This window comes from Streptomyces sp. NPDC047515 (assembly GCF_040643055.1).
Classification (GTDB): Bacteria; Actinomycetota; Actinomycetes; order Streptomycetales; family Streptomycetaceae; genus Streptomyces.
Genome location: NZ_JBEYTM010000001.1, coordinates 85,073 through 102,547 on the forward strand (window position 1 = coordinate 85,073; position 17,475 = coordinate 102,547).

The 17,475-nt window shown below is 72.9% G+C and carries 12 protein-coding genes; 5 read left to right on the forward strand and 7 right to left on the reverse strand.

All coding sequences use genetic code 11. The features are described 5' to 3' along the window. The first annotated feature begins 28 nt into the window (after positions 1-28). From ABZ826_RS00385 to ABZ826_RS00400, 4 genes are all read left to right on the forward strand, one after another. Positions 29-1,438 (forward strand): LAETG motif-containing sortase-dependent surface protein, encoded by a 1,410-nt coding sequence (locus ABZ826_RS00385; protein ID WP_361439858.1) that lies wholly within the window; start codon positions 29-31, stop codon positions 1,436-1,438. A 229-nt stretch (positions 1,439-1,667) separates the two neighbouring features. Beyond that, positions 1,668-3,332 carry an energy-dependent translational throttle protein EttA gene (gene ettA / locus ABZ826_RS00390; protein WP_361439861.1) on the forward strand — a complete coding sequence of 555 codons (1,665 nt, stop codon included), beginning with the start codon at positions 1,668-1,670 and terminating at the stop codon, positions 3,330-3,332. Between the two features lie 5 nt (positions 3,333-3,337). Continuing rightward, a complete protein-coding gene (locus ABZ826_RS00395; protein ID WP_361439864.1) occupies positions 3,338-3,760 on the forward strand; it encodes a thioesterase family protein in 423 nt (140 codons plus the stop codon). After that, positions 3,757-4,446 (forward strand): hypothetical protein, encoded by a 690-nt coding sequence (locus ABZ826_RS00400; protein WP_361439867.1) that lies wholly within the window; start codon positions 3,757-3,759, stop codon positions 4,444-4,446. The genes ABZ826_RS00395 and ABZ826_RS00400 overlap by 4 nt, the downstream gene beginning before the upstream one ends. A gap of 66 nt (positions 4,447-4,512) precedes the next feature. Here the strand turns inward: ABZ826_RS00400 and ABZ826_RS00405 are convergent, their stop codons facing one another. The 6 genes from ABZ826_RS00405 to ABZ826_RS00430 all read right to left on the reverse strand — a co-directional run bounded on the left by ABZ826_RS00405 (position 4,513) and on the right by ABZ826_RS00430 (position 15,017). After that, positions 4,513-5,709 (reverse strand): serine hydrolase domain-containing protein, encoded by a 1,197-nt coding sequence (locus ABZ826_RS00405; protein WP_361439870.1) that lies wholly within the window; start codon positions 5,707-5,709, stop codon positions 4,513-4,515. Next, a complete protein-coding gene (locus ABZ826_RS00410; protein ID WP_361439873.1) occupies positions 5,706-7,247 on the reverse strand; it encodes an alpha/beta hydrolase in 1,542 nt (513 codons plus the stop codon). Before ABZ826_RS00410 ends, ABZ826_RS00405 begins: the two co-directional genes overlap by 4 nt. Before the next feature lie 113 nt (positions 7,248-7,360). Next, the gene (locus ABZ826_RS00415; protein ID WP_361439876.1) at positions 7,361-8,317 is read right to left on the reverse strand and encodes an ABC transporter ATP-binding protein; all 957 of its coding nucleotides are present in this window, start codon (positions 8,315-8,317) and stop codon (positions 7,361-7,363) included. Continuing rightward, on the reverse strand, positions 8,314-11,121 hold the full coding sequence (locus tag ABZ826_RS00420; RefSeq protein ID WP_361439879.1) for an FtsX-like permease family protein: 2,808 nt from the start codon (positions 11,119-11,121) through the stop codon (positions 8,314-8,316). The genes ABZ826_RS00415 and ABZ826_RS00420 overlap by 4 nt, the downstream gene beginning before the upstream one ends. Before the next feature lies 1 nt (position 11,122). Beyond that, a complete protein-coding gene (locus ABZ826_RS00425; protein WP_361439882.1) occupies positions 11,123-14,440 on the reverse strand; it encodes an ABC transporter permease in 3,318 nt (1,105 codons plus the stop codon). A gap of 172 nt (positions 14,441-14,612) precedes the next feature. After that, entirely contained in the window at positions 14,613-15,017 is a 405-nt protein-coding gene (locus ABZ826_RS00430; RefSeq protein WP_361439885.1) for a globin, read from the reverse strand. 167 nt (positions 15,018-15,184) lie between these two features. Between ABZ826_RS00430 and ABZ826_RS00435 the strand changes: the two genes are divergently transcribed. Further along, the gene (locus tag ABZ826_RS00435) at positions 15,185-16,111 is read left to right on the forward strand and encodes a methyltransferase domain-containing protein (RefSeq protein ID WP_361439888.1); all 927 of its coding nucleotides are present in this window, start codon (positions 15,185-15,187) and stop codon (positions 16,109-16,111) included. Positions 16,112-16,224: 113 nt separating this feature from the next. On the opposite strand, the gene ABZ826_RS00440 is transcribed toward ABZ826_RS00435, so the two are convergent. Next, positions 16,225-17,418 carry an FHA domain-containing protein gene (locus ABZ826_RS00440; protein WP_361439891.1) on the reverse strand — a complete coding sequence of 398 codons (1,194 nt, stop codon included), beginning with the start codon at positions 17,416-17,418 and terminating at the stop codon, positions 16,225-16,227. Between the last annotated feature and the right edge of the window lie 57 nt (positions 17,419-17,475).

Consider the following 17,475-nt stretch of genomic DNA (forward strand, 5'->3'; position numbering starts at 1 on the left):
TGCTTCTTCAGCGACCGTTTCGTCGTCCATGGAGACGACCCGTACTCCACGACGGCGGGGCATGGCCCGGCTGGCCGCGTCGGTGGTGGCATCCGGTCTGGTCATGGCAGGCACCCTTGTCGGCGCCGGCGGCGCGGTCGCCGACGAGGCGCCGCAGCATCAAGGTGGCGCGGCCGCGGTCCTGGACGGGTTGAAGACCTACGACCGTGCCGTGATCCACGTGAACGGCAAGAACGAGCCGGTGCCCGCCGGGCTCTTCGAGATGACCGTCGACGGCGGCGGCAAGCTCAAGACGTACTGCATCGACATCAACAACCCCACCCAGGACCAGGCGAAGTACCTGGAGACCCCCTGGAACCAGACCTCGCTCGGCAGCAACAAGAACGCGGGCAAGATCCGCTGGATCCTGGAGCACTCCTACCCGCAGGTCGACGACCTCGCGGCGCTCGCCGAGCAGGCCGGCACCGGACCGCTCACCGAGAAGACCGCGGCGGCGGGCACCCAGGTCGCGATCTGGCGCTACTCGGACGATGCCGATGTCGACGCGGCCGACAGCCAGGCCGAGAAGCTCGCCGACTGGCTGGAGCAGAACGCCGCCGACCAGGCCGAGCCCAAGGCGTCCCTCGCCCTGGACCCGGCCGCGGTCTCCGGCCGGTCCGGTGAGCGGCTCGGCCCGATCACCGTCCACACCAACGCGGGTCAGGTCTCCGTGACCCCGCCCGCCGACGCCGCCAGCGGTGTCAAGGTCACCGACAAGGCCGGCAAGCCCGTGACGGCCGCGGCCGACGGTGCCCAGCTCTACTTCGACGTTCCGGCGGGCGCCGCCGACGGCTCGGCCTCGCTGACCGTCCAGGCCACCACGTCGGTGCCGGTCGGCCGGGTCTTCGCCGGGGTGACCAAGAGCCAGACCATGATCCTGGCCGGCTCCAGCGAGTCCACGGTCTCCGCGACCGCCAACGCGACCTGGGCCAAGCAGGGTGCGATCCCGGCCGTGTCGGCCAAGAAGAACTGCGCCAAGGGCGGCGTGGACGTCACCGCGACCAACCAGGGCGACGAGGCGTTCACCTTCGAGCTGGCCGGGGCGGAGCACACCGTCGAGGCGGGCAAGTCCGAGACCGTGACCGTCCCGGTCGCCGAGGACCAGGCGTACGACATCACGGTGACCGGCCCCGGTGGCTTCAGCAAGACGTTCAAGGGCGTCCTGGACTGCAAGACCAGCGGCAGCGGCACCGGCGGCACCGACACCCAGACCGGCGGTGACAAGCCCGCCCCGGCCACGACCGGTGGCGGCTCGACCGGTGGCTCGGGTGACCTCGCCGAGACCGGTGGCTCCAGCGCCACCCCGGTCATCGCGGGCGTCGCGATCGCCCTCGTCGTCGTCGGCGGCGGCGCGGTCTTCATGCTCCGCAAGCGCAAGACGCAGTCCCCCGCCCAGTGATCAGCGGCTGACCACGGAGTGACGAAGGGTGGGCGGACCGTCACACCCGCCCGACCTCGGCCCCGGTGCGCGACGGCGTACCGGGGCCGACGCACGCCGGGACACGGGAAGCGGCGCGTGCCATGAGCCGCGGAAGGCGTACCGCGGACCGGACTGGTTTCCGTCCCGGGACGGCCGTCAGGCAAGATGGGGTGTATCTGCCCACACATCGATAGCCGGACGGTTTCTCTTGGCTGAGTACATCTACACCATGCGCAAGACGCGCAAAGCGCACGGCGACAAGGTGATCCTCGATGACGTCACCCTGAACTTCCTGCCCGGCGCGAAGATCGGTGTCGTGGGCCCCAACGGCGCCGGTAAGTCCACGGTGCTGAAGATCATGGCGGGCCTGGAGCAGCCGTCCAACGGTGACGCGTTCCTGTCGCCCGGCTTCAGCGTCGGCATCCTCATGCAGGAGCCGAAGCTCGACGAGTCGAAGACGGTCCTGGAGAACGTCCAGGACGGCGCCGCCGAGATCATGGGCAAGCTCAAGCGCTTCAACGAGGTCGCCGAGCTCATGGCGACCGACTACTCCGACGCGCTGCTGGAGGAGATGGGCAAGCTCCAGGAGGACCTGGACCACGCCAACGCGTGGGACCTGGACGCCCAGCTGGAGCAGGCCATGGACGCCCTGGGCTGCCCGCCCGGCGACTGGCCGGTCGGCAACCTCTCCGGTGGCGAGAAGCGCCGCGTCGCGCTCTGCAAGCTGCTGATCGAGGCCCCGGACCTGCTCCTCCTCGACGAGCCCACCAACCACCTCGACGCCGAGTCGGTGAACTGGCTGGAGCAGCACCTCTCGAAGTACGCGGGCGCCGTGGTCGCGGTGACCCACGACCGCTACTTCCTGAACAACGTCGCCGAGTGGATCCTCGAACTCGACCGCGGCCGTGCCCTGCCCTACGAGGGCAACTACTCCACGTACCTCGACAAGAAGGCCACCCGCCTCAAGGTCGAGGGCCGCAAGGACGAGAAGCGCGCCAAGCGGCTCAAGGAAGAGCTGGAGTGGGTCCGCTCCAACGCCAAGGGCCGGCAGACCAAGTCCAAGGCGCGTCTCGCCCGTTACGAGGAGATGGCGGCCGAGGCGGACAAGATGCGGAAGCTGGACTTCGAGGAGATCCAGATTCCGCCGGGCCCGCGGCTCGGTTCCATCGTCGTCGAGGTCGAGAACCTCTCGAAGGCCTTCGGCGACAAGGTCCTCATCGACGACCTGTCGTTCACGCTGCCGCGCAACGGCATCGTCGGCGTCATCGGGCCGAACGGCGCGGGCAAGACCACGCTGTTCAAGATGATCCAGGGCCTGGAGACCCCGGACACCGGCTCCATCAAGATCGGTGACACGGTCAAGATCTCCTACGTCGACCAGTCCCGTGCCAACATCGACCCGAAGAAGACCCTCTGGGCCGTCGTCTCGGACGAGCTGGACTACATCAACGTCGGCCAGGTCGAGATGCCCTCGCGGGCCTACGTCTCCGCGTTCGGCTTCAAGGGCCCGGACCAGCAGAAGCCGGCCGGCGTCCTGTCCGGTGGTGAGCGCAACCGCCTCAACCTCGCGCTGACGCTCAAGGAGGGCGGCAACCTGCTGCTCCTCGACGAGCCCACCAACGACCTCGACGTCGAGACCCTGTCCTCGCTGGAGAACGCGCTGCTGGAGTTCCCGGGCGCCGCGGTGGTCATCTCCCACGACCGCTGGTTCCTGGACCGCGTCGCCACGCACATCCTGGCGTACGAGGGCGACTCCAAGTGGTACTGGTTCGAGGGCAACTTCGAGTCGTACGAGAAGAACAAGGTCGACCGCCTCGGCGCGGACGCGGCCCGTCCGCACCGTGCCACGTACAAGAAGCTCACGCGAGGCTGATCGTCTTGGCACGTCACATCTACAACTGCCCGCTGCGCTGGTCGGACATGGACGCCTTCGGCCACGTCAACAACGTGGTCTTCCTCCGCTATCTGGAGGAGGCGCGCATCGACTTCATGTTCCGGCTGGCGCCGGGGGACGGTTCGCCGTCCTTCTCGGGCGGGTCCGTCGTGGCCCGGCACGAGATCGACTACGTACGGCCGCTGGTCCACCGGCACGAGCCGGTGACCGTCGAGTCCTGGGTCACGAAGATCGGCGCTGCGTCGCTGACGATCGCGTACGAGATCAAGGACCCGGACCAGGTGTACGTGCGCGCCACGACCGTCGTCGTGCCGTACGACCTGGCGGAGGAGCGGCCGCGGCGGATCTCCGCCGAGGAGAAGCTCTTCCTCCAGCAGTACCTGGCCGAGGAGCCTGCCGCAGCATGACGGTGCCCGTGAGGTCGCTGGAGTTCGCCGACACGAGGGAGGCCGCGGATCTCGCGGCCTTCCTCGGCCGGCTGCTCCACTACGACCGGGCCGCCGCCGTGCGGATGCAGGCGGGCGGCGGCGCGCTGGCCGTGTTCGGCAGGCCGCCGTCGTTCGAGGTGCTGGCGATCCGGGCGGCGCGGCTGGCCGGATCGCACGACTTCGACGTCACGGTGTCCGCCGGTGAGCTCCTCGAATCCCTCGACGTCGAGGGCGTGGCAGCCGGTTCGGGCGCCCTGCCCGCACCGGTCACCGGACCGCCGTGGACGGGTGTCCTGCCGCCCCGCGGTGGCTGGCACGAAGTGTCCGGCCTGCCCGACCCGGTCTCCCTGCGCACGGCGGTCACCGGGGCGGTGGCGGAGTTCCGCTCCCGCGACGAGGCACTGCCCGAGGGCCGCCGCACCCGGGTGGAGCGGGACCTGATCGGCCGCGAGATCTGGTCGCGCACGGTCGGCTCCACCGAGCTTCCGTTGAGGGCCGTCCACGCCGCCCAGTCCCTGGGCTTCCTCCGCCCGGCGCCGGACTTCCCCGTCGCCCTGCTCGCGGCCGGGTCCTGGCTGCGGCTGCGTACCCCGTTCGGCTCGATCGCCCTGCGCGGTCCGCGCAGCGGACTCGGCACGCTCGCGGTGACGGTGGGCGCGGGCTGAGCGACGGCCCGACGACAGGCCCTGTCCGGACAGGCCGACGGATCCGTCCGGACAGACCGACAGGACCTAACCGGTCAGGGCCCTGTCCACCAGTCGTAGCGCGGCCGCGTCCTGGGCGTCCTGGGCCGGGTCGCCCATGCGCAGGGTGAACGTGGCGCTGGTCGCGGCCCGGGAGCCGTCCGGCGTCACCCCGCTCTCGGAGACGATTCCCAGATGGGTTCCGCCGTGGAACCAGATACCGCCGTCGCTCCCGGCCACCGGGCGCCAGGCGATGCCCAGTCCGTAACGAACCCCCGGCGCCGCAATCCAGTCCTCGGCCGCGACCGTCTCCTTCATTGCCGCCAGCTGGGCCGGGCGCAGCAGCCGGCCACTCATCAGGGCGCGCAGGAAGACGCCGTGGTCATGGGTGGTGCTGATGACGGAGCCGTCGGCCCCGCCGCCGGACGCCGTCGTCGTGTCGGTCGGCCGGGTGCGGCCGGGGAACCAGGTGTACGCGGTGGCAGTGGGCCGGGGGACGTACGGCGAGGTGCCCGGTGTGAAGGTGTGGCGCAGGCCCAGGGGCTCGATGATCCGGTCGTGGATCTCCTGCGCCCAGGAGTGGCCGGTCACCTGCTCGATGATCAGGCCCGCCACCACGTAGTTGGTGTTGGAGTAGCCCCAGCGTCGTTCCCCGGCGGGCTGTCCGGTGTCCGGCACCCACAGGGGCGGTCGGCTCACGGCCGCCTTCAGCTGGTCCTCGGGGGGCGTGGTGCGGAACCGCGACCGGCGGTAGCCGGCCGGGGTGAACGCCTCGGCCGCGTCCGGTGAGACGGCGAGATAGTCGTTCAGCCCGCTGGTCTGGCGCAGCAGATCGGCGACCGTGATCCTGCGGCCGTCGTTGCCGTTGCACCGCACGGCGCCGGGAAGCCACCGCTCGACGGTGTCCGTGAGCGCGAGCTGCCCGTCGCCCACCAGCTGGAGGGCGAGCGTGGCCGTGAAGGTCTTGGTGTCGCTGCCGATCCGGTAGTAGGCGTTCCGGGGGACCGGGTGGTGCGGGGCCCGCAGGTCGGCGGAGCCGGCGCGGGCGGTCGTCCGGCCGTGGGCGCTCTGCACCTCGGCCAGTACGCCGGTGGCCCCGGTGGCCAGGATCGCGTCCACATCGCTCTGGAGACGGCTGCGGAGCCCGGGGTCGTGACGGGGTGCGGCGGCCGTCGCCGCCGGGCCGGACGCCGCGGTGAACAGGGCCGCCGCCGTGGCCGCCAGGCCCGTACGTCTGCTGATCAACGTTCCTCCCCGGCACGGGGGCAGAGCAGATCGGCGGCGGGCAGTGTGCCGTCGCGCAGATAGGCGTCGACGGTTTCGTCGGCGCAGGGGACGGGGGTGAGGCCGTCGAGTCCTCGCCCGTACACCCCGTGCGAACGGATGTCCGCCGTCACCAGTCGAGAACCGGTCAGGCGGTGGTGCAGCGCCAGCGCTCCCTCGTACGGGACGTTGTTGTCGCGCCGGGCCTGGAGCATCAGGACGGGCACGTCGTTGCCGATCACCGTGGCGGGTTCGCGGGACGTGCTCGGCCAGAACGCGCACGGGGCCATCATGCCGTTGACGAGCGGGCCGAAGACGGGCTGCGCGGCGCGGCTGCGCTCCATGTTCTGCCAGTACGTCTCCGGGTTCTCCGGCCAGCCGCCCGCCGGCCAGCCGCTGTCACCGCACATGAACAGGGCCCCGCCCAGCATGCTGTCCGCCAGCTCGGGCGAGGCGAGCAGCTCCAGCATGGCGGCGAGCTCGGGGCCGGGTTCGACCGGCCGACCCGCGGCGGCGTCGGCCAGGTCGCGCACCGTACCGGCGAGTGCCGGATCGTACTCCTCGTGCTGGATGAGCTGCCTCAGCACCAGCCGCAGCAACGGCGCGTCGAGCCGTACGCCCGAGACGGTGACCGGGCGCCGCTCGGCCCCGTCGAGCAAGCGCTGGACGCTGGAGCGCACTCGGGCGGGCGTGCTGCCGAGCCCGTAGGTGTCATGGTGCCGGGCGGCCCACCCGGCCCAGGCGTCCAGGGCCTCTTCGAGCGGCTTGCCCGCCCGCTGGAAGAGTTCGTACTGGGTGGCCGACGGGTCGGTCGAGGAGTCGATGACGATGCGGTCGGCGCGGCGGGGGAACATCTGGGTGTAGACGGCACCCAGGTCGGCACCGTACGAGACGCCGTAGTACGAGAGCCTGCGCTCGCCCAGTGCCGAGCGGATCGCGTCCATGTCGCGGGCGACGTTCCGGGACGTGGCGTGCGGCAGGAGCCGTGCGTTGTCCCCGTGCTCCCGGCAGCGGCGTGCGGTGTCGCGGGCGGACCGTACCGACCGCTCGAAGTCCTCGCGGCGGGTCGTGGTCGGGCCGGGCGCGGGCATCGGGGCGGCGGGGTCGCAGGCGAGCGGGGTGGACTCGCCGAGGAAACGGGGATCGAAGCCGATCAGGTCGTAGCGGTCGGCCACGTCCTTCAAAGCGGGCCGCAGACGCAGAGTGTCGGCGAGCCCGGTGCCGCCCGGTCCGCCCGGATTCGACAGCAGGATGCCCCGCCGCTTCCCGTGCCCGGTACCGGCCTTGATACGGGAGACGGCGATCCGGATCGTCGGTCCGCCGGGATCGGAGTAGTCGAGGGGGACGGTCACCTTCGCGCACTGCGCGCCCGCCTCGTTCAGCTCCCGCTGCTGCGGCGAGCAGGGGCCCCAGACGAGCCGTTGGTGAGTGGGGGTGGCAGGGACCGCCGACGCGGGCACCGTGCCCGCGAGTAAACAGGTCAGGCCCAGGCCGGCGGTGGCCAGTGCGGTGCCGCGCATCGTGCTCCTCGGGATCAGGCGGATGATTCCCGTACGACGCTAGGGGCCTGCCCGGCACGGGAACATCGGGCCAGCCGGTCGAAGCCACCTGGGGCTGGCACCACCAACTGCCCTCACGGGCGCGGCTGGTCGTCCGGCCAGACCCCGATGTGGTCCTGCTCCAGCTCCAGCATCACGCGGTGCTCCATCCCGAGCGCCTCCGTGTAGTCGGCGGGCAGTTGCAGGCGGCCCGCGCGGTCGAGCATCGCGTACTCGCGCGCCACCTGGGACTCCAGGCCCGTCGACGCGTCGACCTCGGTGCGGCGCAGCACCTCGGAGGACGTACGGCCGTCCCGGATGGCGACCGTACGACGGACCTCGCCCGCCACCGCCTGGTCGTGCGTGACGATCACGATCGTGGTGCCGAGTTCCTCGTTGGCACGGCGGAACGCGGCGAAGACCTGCTCGCCGGAGGCCGAGTCGAGTTCGCCGGTCGGCTCGTCGGCGAGCAGCAACGAAGGACGGTTGGCGAGCGCGACGGCTATCGCCACCCGCTGCTGCTGGCCGCCGGAGAGCTGCTGCGGGCGCCGGTCGCGGCACTCCTCCAGCCCCAGCATCCGGAGCAACGACTCGGCGCGTTCGGCCCGTTCACGGCCCCGGCCGCGCAGCTGCATCGGCAGGGTGATGTTCTGTACGGCGGTGAGGTACGGGAGCAGATTGCGGGCGGTCTGCTGCCAGACGAACCCGACGATGTCCCGGCGGTAGCGGAGCCGTTCCTTCGGGCCCATCGACAGCAGATCGCAGCCCGCGACCCTCGCCGACCCGGCCGTGGGCACATCGAGGCCCGCCAGGATGTTCATCAGGGTCGACTTGCCGCTGCCGGACGCGCCGACGAGGGCCATCAACTCGCCCTCGGTGACCAGCAGATCGAGGCCCTGGAGGGCCTGCACCTCGACCCCGTCCGAGGAAAAGATCCGGACCAGGCGGTCGCAGGCGATCAGCGCGTCGTGCCCGTACGAGGGCCGGTCGCGGCGGGCGGCGGCCCGCTGTTCGAGTTCGGCCAGTGTGGTGTCGGTCGACGGCGACGTCATCGGGGGTCTCCTGCCCTGAGTTCGGTGATCGATCCGCGGCGGCCCGTCCACCAGGCCTGGACGGCGGCCACCGCGGCGGTGAGGACGACCACGCCGAGCGCCGGGAGCATCAGCGACCACGGGTCGGTCCGCAGCGGGACGGTGTCGGGTGCGGCGGCTGCGGATCCGGTGGAGAGTGCGAGGCCCACCAGGTCGATGCCCGGCGCCAGCAGGGCGACCGTCGCCCAGCCGACGAGCAGCCCGCCGACGGCCGCCAGCAGCGCCTGAGGCATCGCTTCGAGTCCGAGGAGCCGCCTGCCCTGCCGGGAGGTGACGCCCATGGTCCGCAGCCGGGCCAGCAGGGCGGTGCGTTCCGGGGCGGTCTGCAACAACGACAGCAGGACGGCCAGCAGGGCGTAGCCCGCCCCCGCCACGATCGCCGCCGCGTAGATCTCCCCGGCCCCCCGCTGCACGGGGGTGTCGACGAACGTCCCGCGTTCCTCGGTGCGCAGCCGCACGGTGACCTCCTTGCCCGCGCGGTGTGCCGCCGTGCGCAGCGCCTTCGTGTCCAGGGAGCCGCCGGTGACCAGCAGGGTGGTGGTCACCGGGCGGCTGAGCGACGCGGCGTCGACGATCAGGAAGTCGCTGCCGGGAACGGCGGGAGTGCGGGCGACGACACCCGCCACCTGCGCGCTGAAGGTCCCGGCCGCCGCGGAGAAGTCGTGCGGCCGGTCACCGAGCCGCTGGGCGACGGACGGCGACGCGATGACGGGCAGCACCCGGTCCCGCGACGGTGCCTTGTGTGCCGCGGGGGCGGAGGCCTTCAACAGGTCGGCGGGGAACGCCCCCAGGCCAATCGAGCGGGCCAGCCGGGCATACGTCGCCGGGTCGACGGCCACCAGGGTGGCGTTCTTGGTGTGCTGGTCCCCGGTCCCGTCGAGTGGCAGCAAGACGTCGTACTCGATCCCCACAGCTGCCACCTCCCGCACGCCGTCCGTTTCCCGCACCTCCCGGACCAGGCGGTCCCGCAGCGGCACGGAGCCGCCGGGGCCGCTGATCCGGGCGTCCGCGCCGATCGCACGCACCGCCGCGTCGTCCCGCGCGTCCGCGATGCCCGCGAGCACCGAGCCGCCGAACGCCGTCGTGGTCAGCGCGAGCAGCAGCGCGAGCAGCGGCAGCGCGCCGCCGGCCGAGGTGCGCCCTGCACGGGCCAGCGACAGGAAACCGATCGCGCCGCGCCGCCGGGCGACGGAGCGCTGGGCGAGACGCAGCGGCACCGGCAGCAGCCGAACCAGGACCAGCGCGGCGATCAGACCGACCAGCACGGGGGCGGCGCTGATCAGCAGGTCGCCGTCGCCGGAGCCCGTACCGCGCCGGCGCAGGGCGACGACCGCGCCGACGGCCAGCACCAGCGCGGTGAGTTCGGCGACCGTGCGCCGCCGCGACGGGCGGGCGTTCATCAGGTCGTCGCGGGCGCCATGCGGCTGCGGCCTGCGGTGCTTCAGTGCCGTACGCAGCGGCAGGGCGACGCAGACGAACGCGGCGACGGCGACCGCGCCGGTGACCGAGGGCCACAGCCGGGCGTCCCCGATGGTCAGTACGGCGAGCAGCAGACCCAGCGCCGCCGCGGGCACCGTGGTCACCACCGTCTCGGCGAGCAGTCGACCGCCGATGCCGCGCAGCGATCCGCCGCGCGCACGCAGCAAGGCCAGTTCGCCGCGGCGCCGCCCGGCCGTCAGCCCGATCGTCATCAGTACGACGACGGCGGCGACCGCTCCGATGCCCACGGCGGCGACCGTGACGACCGGGCCGATCGCCTCGCGCAGGGTGTCGTACCTGCTGAGGATCGTGTCCAGGTCGGTCTTGAGCGTGGCGTTCTCGCCGGCCACCCCCCGCATGTCCACCAGCCCGGGACCGCCCTCCATCGAGGCGATCGACGAGCGCAGCGCCGGCACGTCGGTGGCGGTGAGAGGGGAGGCGTCCGGCGCGATCCGCCAGAACGCCTCCGGCTGACCGGCGGTGGCGAGCAGTGCGGGCGCGGCGTCCGGCGGCAGCACGACGGCCGCGATCCAGTAGTATCGCGGGTCGACAGCCCTCGGCTCGGCCACCAGCGACGGGGTCCGGAGCAGTGGCTGGGCCGACCAGTAGGCGGCCTCGGGGCGCTGAGGGGCGACGATGCCCGTGATGCGAACGGTCAGCGGTGTGCCGTCCTGAGTCGGTACGGAGACGGTCGAGCCGGCCTTGATCCGCAGCGCCTTCGCCGTCTCCTCGGTGACCGCTCCCTCCACCTGCGGTGTGTCCGCCGTGACCGTGCCGTGGACGGCGGGCCACGCCCCGGCGCGCAGGGTGGCGTGGTCCGGGAGGGCCGACAGGGTCGAGTAGGTCAGCTCGGGGTCGATGAGATAGGGCCGGGGCAGCCAGCTCTCCTCGGCGGAGATCGGGATCCCGGTGCGGAAACCGTACGCGGACTGGGCGGTGTCGGGCCGTATCACGTCGGGCAGCCCGGACAGCACCGTGCGATGGACGGACGCCAGCGACTGCGCGCGCACCGCTTCCTCGCGCAGCGGCTGGGAGACCTGCAGACCGGGCTGCGGTGCGCTCAGCTCCAGAACGCTGAGCCGGGGGTCCGCGGTGGCGATGTCACGGCGCAGTCCCTCGTTCTCGTAACGGTCGACGGCACGCGGGAAGGCGGCGGCGAGGAACGCCGTCAGCAGCACCAGCAGCCCGAGCGCCCAGGCCGTGCCGGGAGCGGTACGCAGCCGGGTACGGACCCAGGGCGCAGAGGCCGCGGTGGCACGACGGTCTCGAACGGAGCGCGGACTCATGTCAGTTGTCCCCCTGGTGGCGCAGCGAGGTGGCGGGGTCGGCGCCGCGCCAGGCGAGGGACACGACGATCAGCAGCGGCAGCGCGGCGACTCCCGCCAGCAGCGCGGCGATCTGGCCGGCCGGCAATTGCACCAGCACCGAGGGCACCGGCGCGGTGGCCTGTCCGGTCAGCACGATGAGCGGCACGACGGCACGGTTCAGTACGGCCCCGAGCGCGGTCCCGACCAGCAGCGCGATCGCGATCAGCACGCCCTGCTCGGCGGCGATCATCCGGGTCAGCCGTCGCCGCGGCGTCCCCAGTGCCCGCAGCACGGCGAACTCCGCGGACCGTTCGCGCTGCGCGCCGGCGGCGTTCACCGCGAAGCCGACGGCGGCCAGGGCCGCGGCGACGACCGCCACCGCGGGCAGCGCGGACTGCGGCCCGGCGCCCAGCGGATCGCCGACCAGTTCCTGCGCGATCTCGTCGCGCACCAGGACCTGGGCCGGATCGGTGTACGGCTGTGCCCGCAGCGCGGCGGCGACCTTTCCGGCCTGTCCGGGGGCGGTGCTCAGCCACCACTCGACGGGGGTCAGCACCGCCCCCGGGCGCTGCGCGGCGAGGACCTGGCCGACAGCCCTGAGGTCGAGCAGCAGGGCGCCGCCGTCCCGCTGCCGGTCGGCACTGGTGACGGAGGCGTCGGGCCCGCTACCGGGGCCCGTGGTCGGCAGGCGGTGCACCGCCCGCACGATCTTCACCCGGACCGTCTCGCCGGCCAGCGTGACGTCGACGCTCTGCCCCTCCTTCGCCCCGGCGGCGCGCAGGTACGCGTCGGTGGCCACCGCGTTCAGCGCCGGAGCCCGGGGACGGGGCGCGGCGGCGCGTACGGAGAAGGAAGGCGTCGAATCCTCCAGGTCCGCGGTTGCTCCGGTGTCGTATCCGAAGGCCAGCAGACTCGTCGCGGAGACCCTCGCGTCCACCGGATCGCCGGGGCCCGCCTCACCGGATCCGGTGGCGGTCCGGGTGGCGTCCCAGCCGAACCCGTCGGGCACCGCGACCTCCTGCTCGGTGCCGTCGGCCGACACGGTCCTGAGGGCGCTGATCTCGACCCGGTGGGACTCGCTCCGGGCGGCCGGCCGATTGCCGTCCAGCTCGAACCCGGTCACCGCGGGATCGCCCCCGGCCGCCACGGCGAACGTGAACGGGTGCGTTCTCCCGTCGACCGGGACGGTTCCGGCCGGTACCCGGTACGGAAAGCCGTAACGATCCTCCAGCAGCACGGTGACGAGCGGCGCGGCGCCGGACGGCGACGTCCGCGCGGGCGCCCCGGCCGCCGTGATCCGCACGTCGAACCGGACCTTCTCGGCGAGCCGCGGCAACGGCAGTCCGGCCCGCGCGGTCCTCGGCGGGGCGAGCGAGTCGAACAGCCGCTCCCGCGGTCGGTCACCGAGGTCGCCGCGCATCAGCATCCGCTCATCGGCGTGCGCGGTGTCCAGGGCGAGGATCTCGGCCGTGCGTTCATCGGAGAGGTCCGAGGTCGTACGGAACGCGGGCGCCGCCTCCCGCACGCCCGGCAGCCGCGCGTACGCGCCCGCCCGCGCCGGATCGTTCTCGACACTGCCCACCACGCGCACCGACGCGCCGGCCCTGAAGTCCGCCTGGTCGCCCTGGGAACGGTCCCAGGAGGCGCGCTGCCCGACCGCCAGCATGCCCATGGCGACCGACAGCACCAGCAGCAGCACCGGTCCGGCATTGCGCAGCGGACGCCGGCTGAACTGCCAGCCGGCCAGTGCCGTGGCCAGCCCCCGGCCGCCCGCCGCGCGGCGCTCCGCGAGCCTGGCCGCGGGCGGCAGCAGACGCAGCGTCAGCACGGTGCCCGCGAGCAGCAACAGGGCGGGGGCCGCGACGAGCAGCGGATCGACGCCGAGACCGCCCTGCCGGTCACCGCTCAGCGCACCGCCGCCGGAGCCCGTGGTCTGGCGGTCGAGCTGCCAGTACGCCACCGCCGCGATCACCAGCAGGCCGATGTCGGCGCCCGCCCGGAGCGGCGCGGGCAGCGCCGCGGCACGGCGGGAGCGACGCTCCCCGGCACCGGCCGCCAGCGCGGGCGCCACGACGGCCAGCGCACACGTCAGTGCGGCGGCGGCGGAGACCAGCCACACGGTGGCGCTCGCGCCCGTGTTGAGCCGCAACCCGATCCGGGACAGTGCGTCGCTGTTCGCGAGCAGCCGGGTCAGCGGCCCGGCGAGCAGCGGGGCGAGGAGGGCGGCGGGCAGGGCGAGCAACAGCGCCTCGATCGCGGCGAATCCGGTGATACGGCCGCGCGATCCGCCGCGGGCCCGCAACAGCCGGGTCTCCCCGTCGCGTTCACTGCTCAGCAGCCGGGCCACCAGCAGCAGCGCGTAACCCGCGAGCATCACCAGCTGGACGGCCACGATCAACAGCGTGGAGCGGGAGACCAGCAGCGCCCGGTCGATCTGCTCCAGCACCTGGGGGAGCGAGGTCCGCACGGTGGCCCCGCTGTCGAACCCGGGGACGGTCCGCAGCTTCTTCGGAGCAGCCGTGGCGGCGTCGTGCAGGCTGTCCATCCGCCCTGTGGTGACCGAGCGGAAATCGGCCGCGGCCAACCAGGACACCGTGCCGGAACTCACTCGTCCCGAACCGAGCACCGCAGGGTCGGCGAGCAGCGGACCGTAGGTGGTGAAGGCCACCGTGCGGATGCCGCGACCGCCGAGCTCGTCCAACTGCCAGTACGGGTCGGTCCGGTCGGAGGCCTCGTACACGCCCGTGATCAGGACGCGCACCGGCTTGTCGTCCAGCCGGTCGGTGAGGGTGAGCCGTGAGCCCGGCCTCAGCTTCAAGGCTCCGGCGGCGGTGTGCGGCAGGGCGACCTGGACGGGATCGCCGGCCCGTCCGCTCCCGGCCGCCGGCATACGGCCCGCGGTCAGCCGGACGCGGCTGCGGTCGAGCGAGGCGAAGTGGGTGAGGTCCGGGTCGCCGCCCCGGACGCCCGGAGCCCGCAGACCCTCCGGCAGCGCGTACGAACCCGACGTCTCCAGCGTCCGGACGGTCATGGGAAGGCCGTCGAAGGTGTCACGGGCGCTCTTGTGGACGGCCGCGTCGGCCGCGTCCCGCTGCGCGGAGGCCACCTGGGCGGACACGACGAGCGAGGCGGCGGACGCCGACCGATGGGCGAGGGAGTGGCGCAGCGCGGCATCGCCGATGGAACCGGAGAACGCGGTGAGCGCGGCGAGCACCGAGGTGGTCAGCAGGATGGCGAGGACAGCGGCGGCGAGCAGCAGCCGGTAGGCCCTCACCCGCAGAAAGACGAACCCCGTCACACGTGCCCCCCTGAACCCTCACCGCACACACGCCCCCCGGCGTATTACGGATGTTGTCAGGACACACATGCTGTTGGAAACCGCTTGCACCTGCACCTTGATGGGATCGTGACCGTTAATCGGCGACGGGGGAACGCATTTCGTACCCGGCGCGGGGGAACAACGGGCGTTCTCAGCCGTCGGTGTTCACCATCGAGGCGGCCGCGTAGGTGAGGTAGTCCCACAGCTGCCGCTCGTGCTCCGGCGCCAGTCCGAGCTCGTCGAGGGCGACCCGCATATGGCTCAGCCACGCGTCGTGCGCCGCCCGGTCCACCTGGAACGGAACGTGCCGCATCCGCAGCCGCGGATGTCCGCGCCGCTCACTGTAGGTACGGGGACCGCCCCAGTACTGCATCAGGAACAGCCTGAACCGCTCCTCGGCGGGTCCCAGATCCTCCTCCGGGTACATCGGCCGGAGCAGCGGGTCCTCGGCAACCCCCTGGTAGAAGCGGTGCACCAGGCGCCGGAAGGTCTCCTCGCCGCCGACCTGCTCGTAGAAGGTCTGCTCCTGCAGCGTGTCGCGCGGAATCTCAGTCACCCGTCCATGGTCGCAGACGCACCGGCCGAGGACCGGGGTCCTAGGTCCCGCGGTCCTCTCGCCGGGCTGCCGCCGGGCTGTCGCCCACCGTGCGGTGTCCGGCGGCACACGGCCCGGACCCGGCCCGGTTCCTGGCCCCGGGGCCCCCGGCGCAGGAAGGTGGAGGTATGCACGACGCGCAGCCGGACCCGTTCGCCGCGTCCGCCGCCGAGGAGCGGTGGGCGATGGTGCGCGGGATCGTGGCCGGCGGGGCGCTCGGCGACCCGGAATGGCTGGCCGCGTTCGAGGAGGTGCCGCGGCATCTGTTCGTGCCGTACTACTTCGTGGGCGGCGGACAAAACCGTCTGTGGTGCGAGGACCCCGACCCGGTCAGGCGGGCCCAGTGGCTGCACGGGGCGTACGCGGACGGGGCGCTGGCCACCCGGATCCGGGACGGCGAGCTGATCTCGTCGAGCAGCCAGCCGTCGCTGATGGCCCGGATGCTCGAAGAGCTGGACGTACGGGACGGACAGCGCGTCCTGGAGATCGGCGCGGGCAGCGGCTACAACGCGGCACTGCTCGCGCACCGGCTCGGTGACGACGCCGTGACCACCGTCGACCTCGACCCGGAGATCACCGAGTCGGCCCGCCGGCACCTGACGGCGGCCGGATACCACCCGGCCGTGATCACCGGGGACGGCACACGGGGCTGGCCCCCGCGCGGACCGTACGACCGGATCATCGTGACCTGCACCCTGCCGTGCGTACCGCAGGCCTGGCTGGACCAGTGCACGCCGGGCGCACTGATACTGGCGCCGTTCGCCACCGGGCTGATCGTGCTGCGGGTACAGGAGTCGGCGCACGGCAAGTACGCCGAGGGCCGGTTCCTGCACACGTCCGCGTACTTCGTGCCGCTGCGCGGCACACCACCGGGAGCCGTACGACGCCCGCACACCGGCGCACTGCGCAGGCGCGTCAGCGAGAACGAGCTCTTCCGGTTCCTGCTGACGCTGACCGAGGCCACCCTCGACCCCCGCGAGGCCCTCTCCCTCTGGCAGCGCGAGCGGCGCCCCGAGCGGGAGAGGTTCGGCATCACGGTCCGGGACGGGCGGTAGTGGGCCTGGCTGGACGACCCCGAGGGGCCGTACGCCTGGCCACTGCCCGACGGATAGCGCGGCTCGGAGACTGTCGGGTGACGTCCGCCGATCAGCGGTCGCCCGACAGTCTCTCAGTCCCGGCGGATCGTGATCGTCGTCCACGCCCCGACATGCACCCGGTCGCCGTCCTGGAGCGGGACGGGGACATAGGGCTGGATCGGGTCCTCGGCACCGTTGAGCGTGGTGCCGTTGGTGGAGTTCTGGTCGACCACGGCCCAGCCGCCGTCGGGCTGCTGCACCAGCATGGCGTGCTGGTGCGAGACGCCCGGGTCCTCCGGCGGCACGGAAAGATCGATGTCGGGGGACTCGCCGGTGCTCTGCCTGCGGCGACCGACGGTGACCTGGCTGCCGGTGAGCGGAAGCTGCTGCTCCGGGGAGTACGCGGGCAGATTGAGCCCGGTCGCCTCGGGACCGCTGCGCTGCATCATCGCCAGGAAGTACTCGCGGTCGGGGGCGATGACCACGGTCCAGCTCGCGGGCGGCTCGTTCTGCTCCCGGCCCGGGAACGGCGGTTGCTGCTGCGGGCCCGATGGCTGGGGAGCCTGGGTGTGGGAGGGCGGCGACAGCATCCAGTCGTCGTCGCCACCGGCCTGCGGCCCCTGCGGAGCGGGCGGCTGCGGGGCGGGCGGCGCGGGCGGACCCGGCCGCTCGAACGAGGGCGGTGCGGACTGCTGCTGGAACGGCGGCGGTGCGGACTGCTGCTGGAACGGCGAGGGCGGCGCCGACTGCTGGAAGGACGGTACAGGCGGCGGACCCTGCTGCTGGAACGGCGGCGGCGGCGACTGCGGACCCGGCGCCGGGGGGCCGGGGCGGCTTCCCGGCTCGGGGGAGAGCGGCTCGGCCGGGCGGTTCACCTGCGAGGGCCGCGATGCCTGGTACTCGAACGGATCGCGCTGCTGCTGCGGGCCCGGCGGCTGCTGCGCCTGGAAGCCGGGCGGCAGGTTGAGGCCGGGCGGAGGGCCGGTGACGCTGTGGGACGGGGCCAGCGGCGTGTACGACGTCGCGGTGTTCGTGAGGAAGTTCCAGCGGCACTCCTCGCAGAACGGCGCCATCGCCTCGCGCGGGGTGCGGCACTGCGGGCAGAGCTCGGCCTGCTGGGTCGCGTCCGGGCCGGGGCCCTGCGGCCGGCCGTAACCGGCAGCGGGCGGCGGGGGAGGCGGCGGGGGGACTGCACCCGCAGGCGCGCCCGTCCCGGCCATGCGATGGCCACAGACCTCGCACCAGTCATCGGAACCCGACTGGTGTCCGTTCGGGCAGGTCGGCATGTCGGCGCTTCCTCCTCTCCTCGTCCGGCCCCGGGGGCCGTCGTTCGCTGTTGCTCT

Excerpts from the sequence above, each read along its gene's own strand:
- ABZ826_RS00385 (WP_361439858.1), top strand. The coding sequence starts at position 29 with ATGGAGACGACCCGTACTCCACGACGGCGGGGCATGGCCCGGCTGGCC.
- ABZ826_RS00400 (WP_361439867.1), top strand. The coding sequence starts at position 3,757 with ATGACGGTGCCCGTGAGGTCGCTGGAGTTCGCCGACACGAGGGAGGCC.
- ABZ826_RS00410 (WP_361439873.1), bottom strand. The coding sequence starts at position 7,247 with ATGCGCGGCACCGCACTGGCCACCGCCGGCCTGGGCCTGACCTGTTTA.
- ABZ826_RS00415 (WP_361439876.1), bottom strand. The coding sequence starts at position 8,317 with ATGACGTCGCCGTCGACCGACACCACACTGGCCGAACTCGAACAGCGG.
- ABZ826_RS00420 (WP_361439879.1), bottom strand. The coding sequence starts at position 11,121 with ATGAGTCCGCGCTCCGTTCGAGACCGTCGTGCCACCGCGGCCTCTGCG.
- ABZ826_RS00435 (WP_361439888.1), top strand. The coding sequence starts at position 15,185 with ATGCACGACGCGCAGCCGGACCCGTTCGCCGCGTCCGCCGCCGAGGAG.
- ABZ826_RS00440 (WP_361439891.1), bottom strand. The coding sequence starts at position 17,418 with ATGCCGACCTGCCCGAACGGACACCAGTCGGGTTCCGATGACTGGTGC.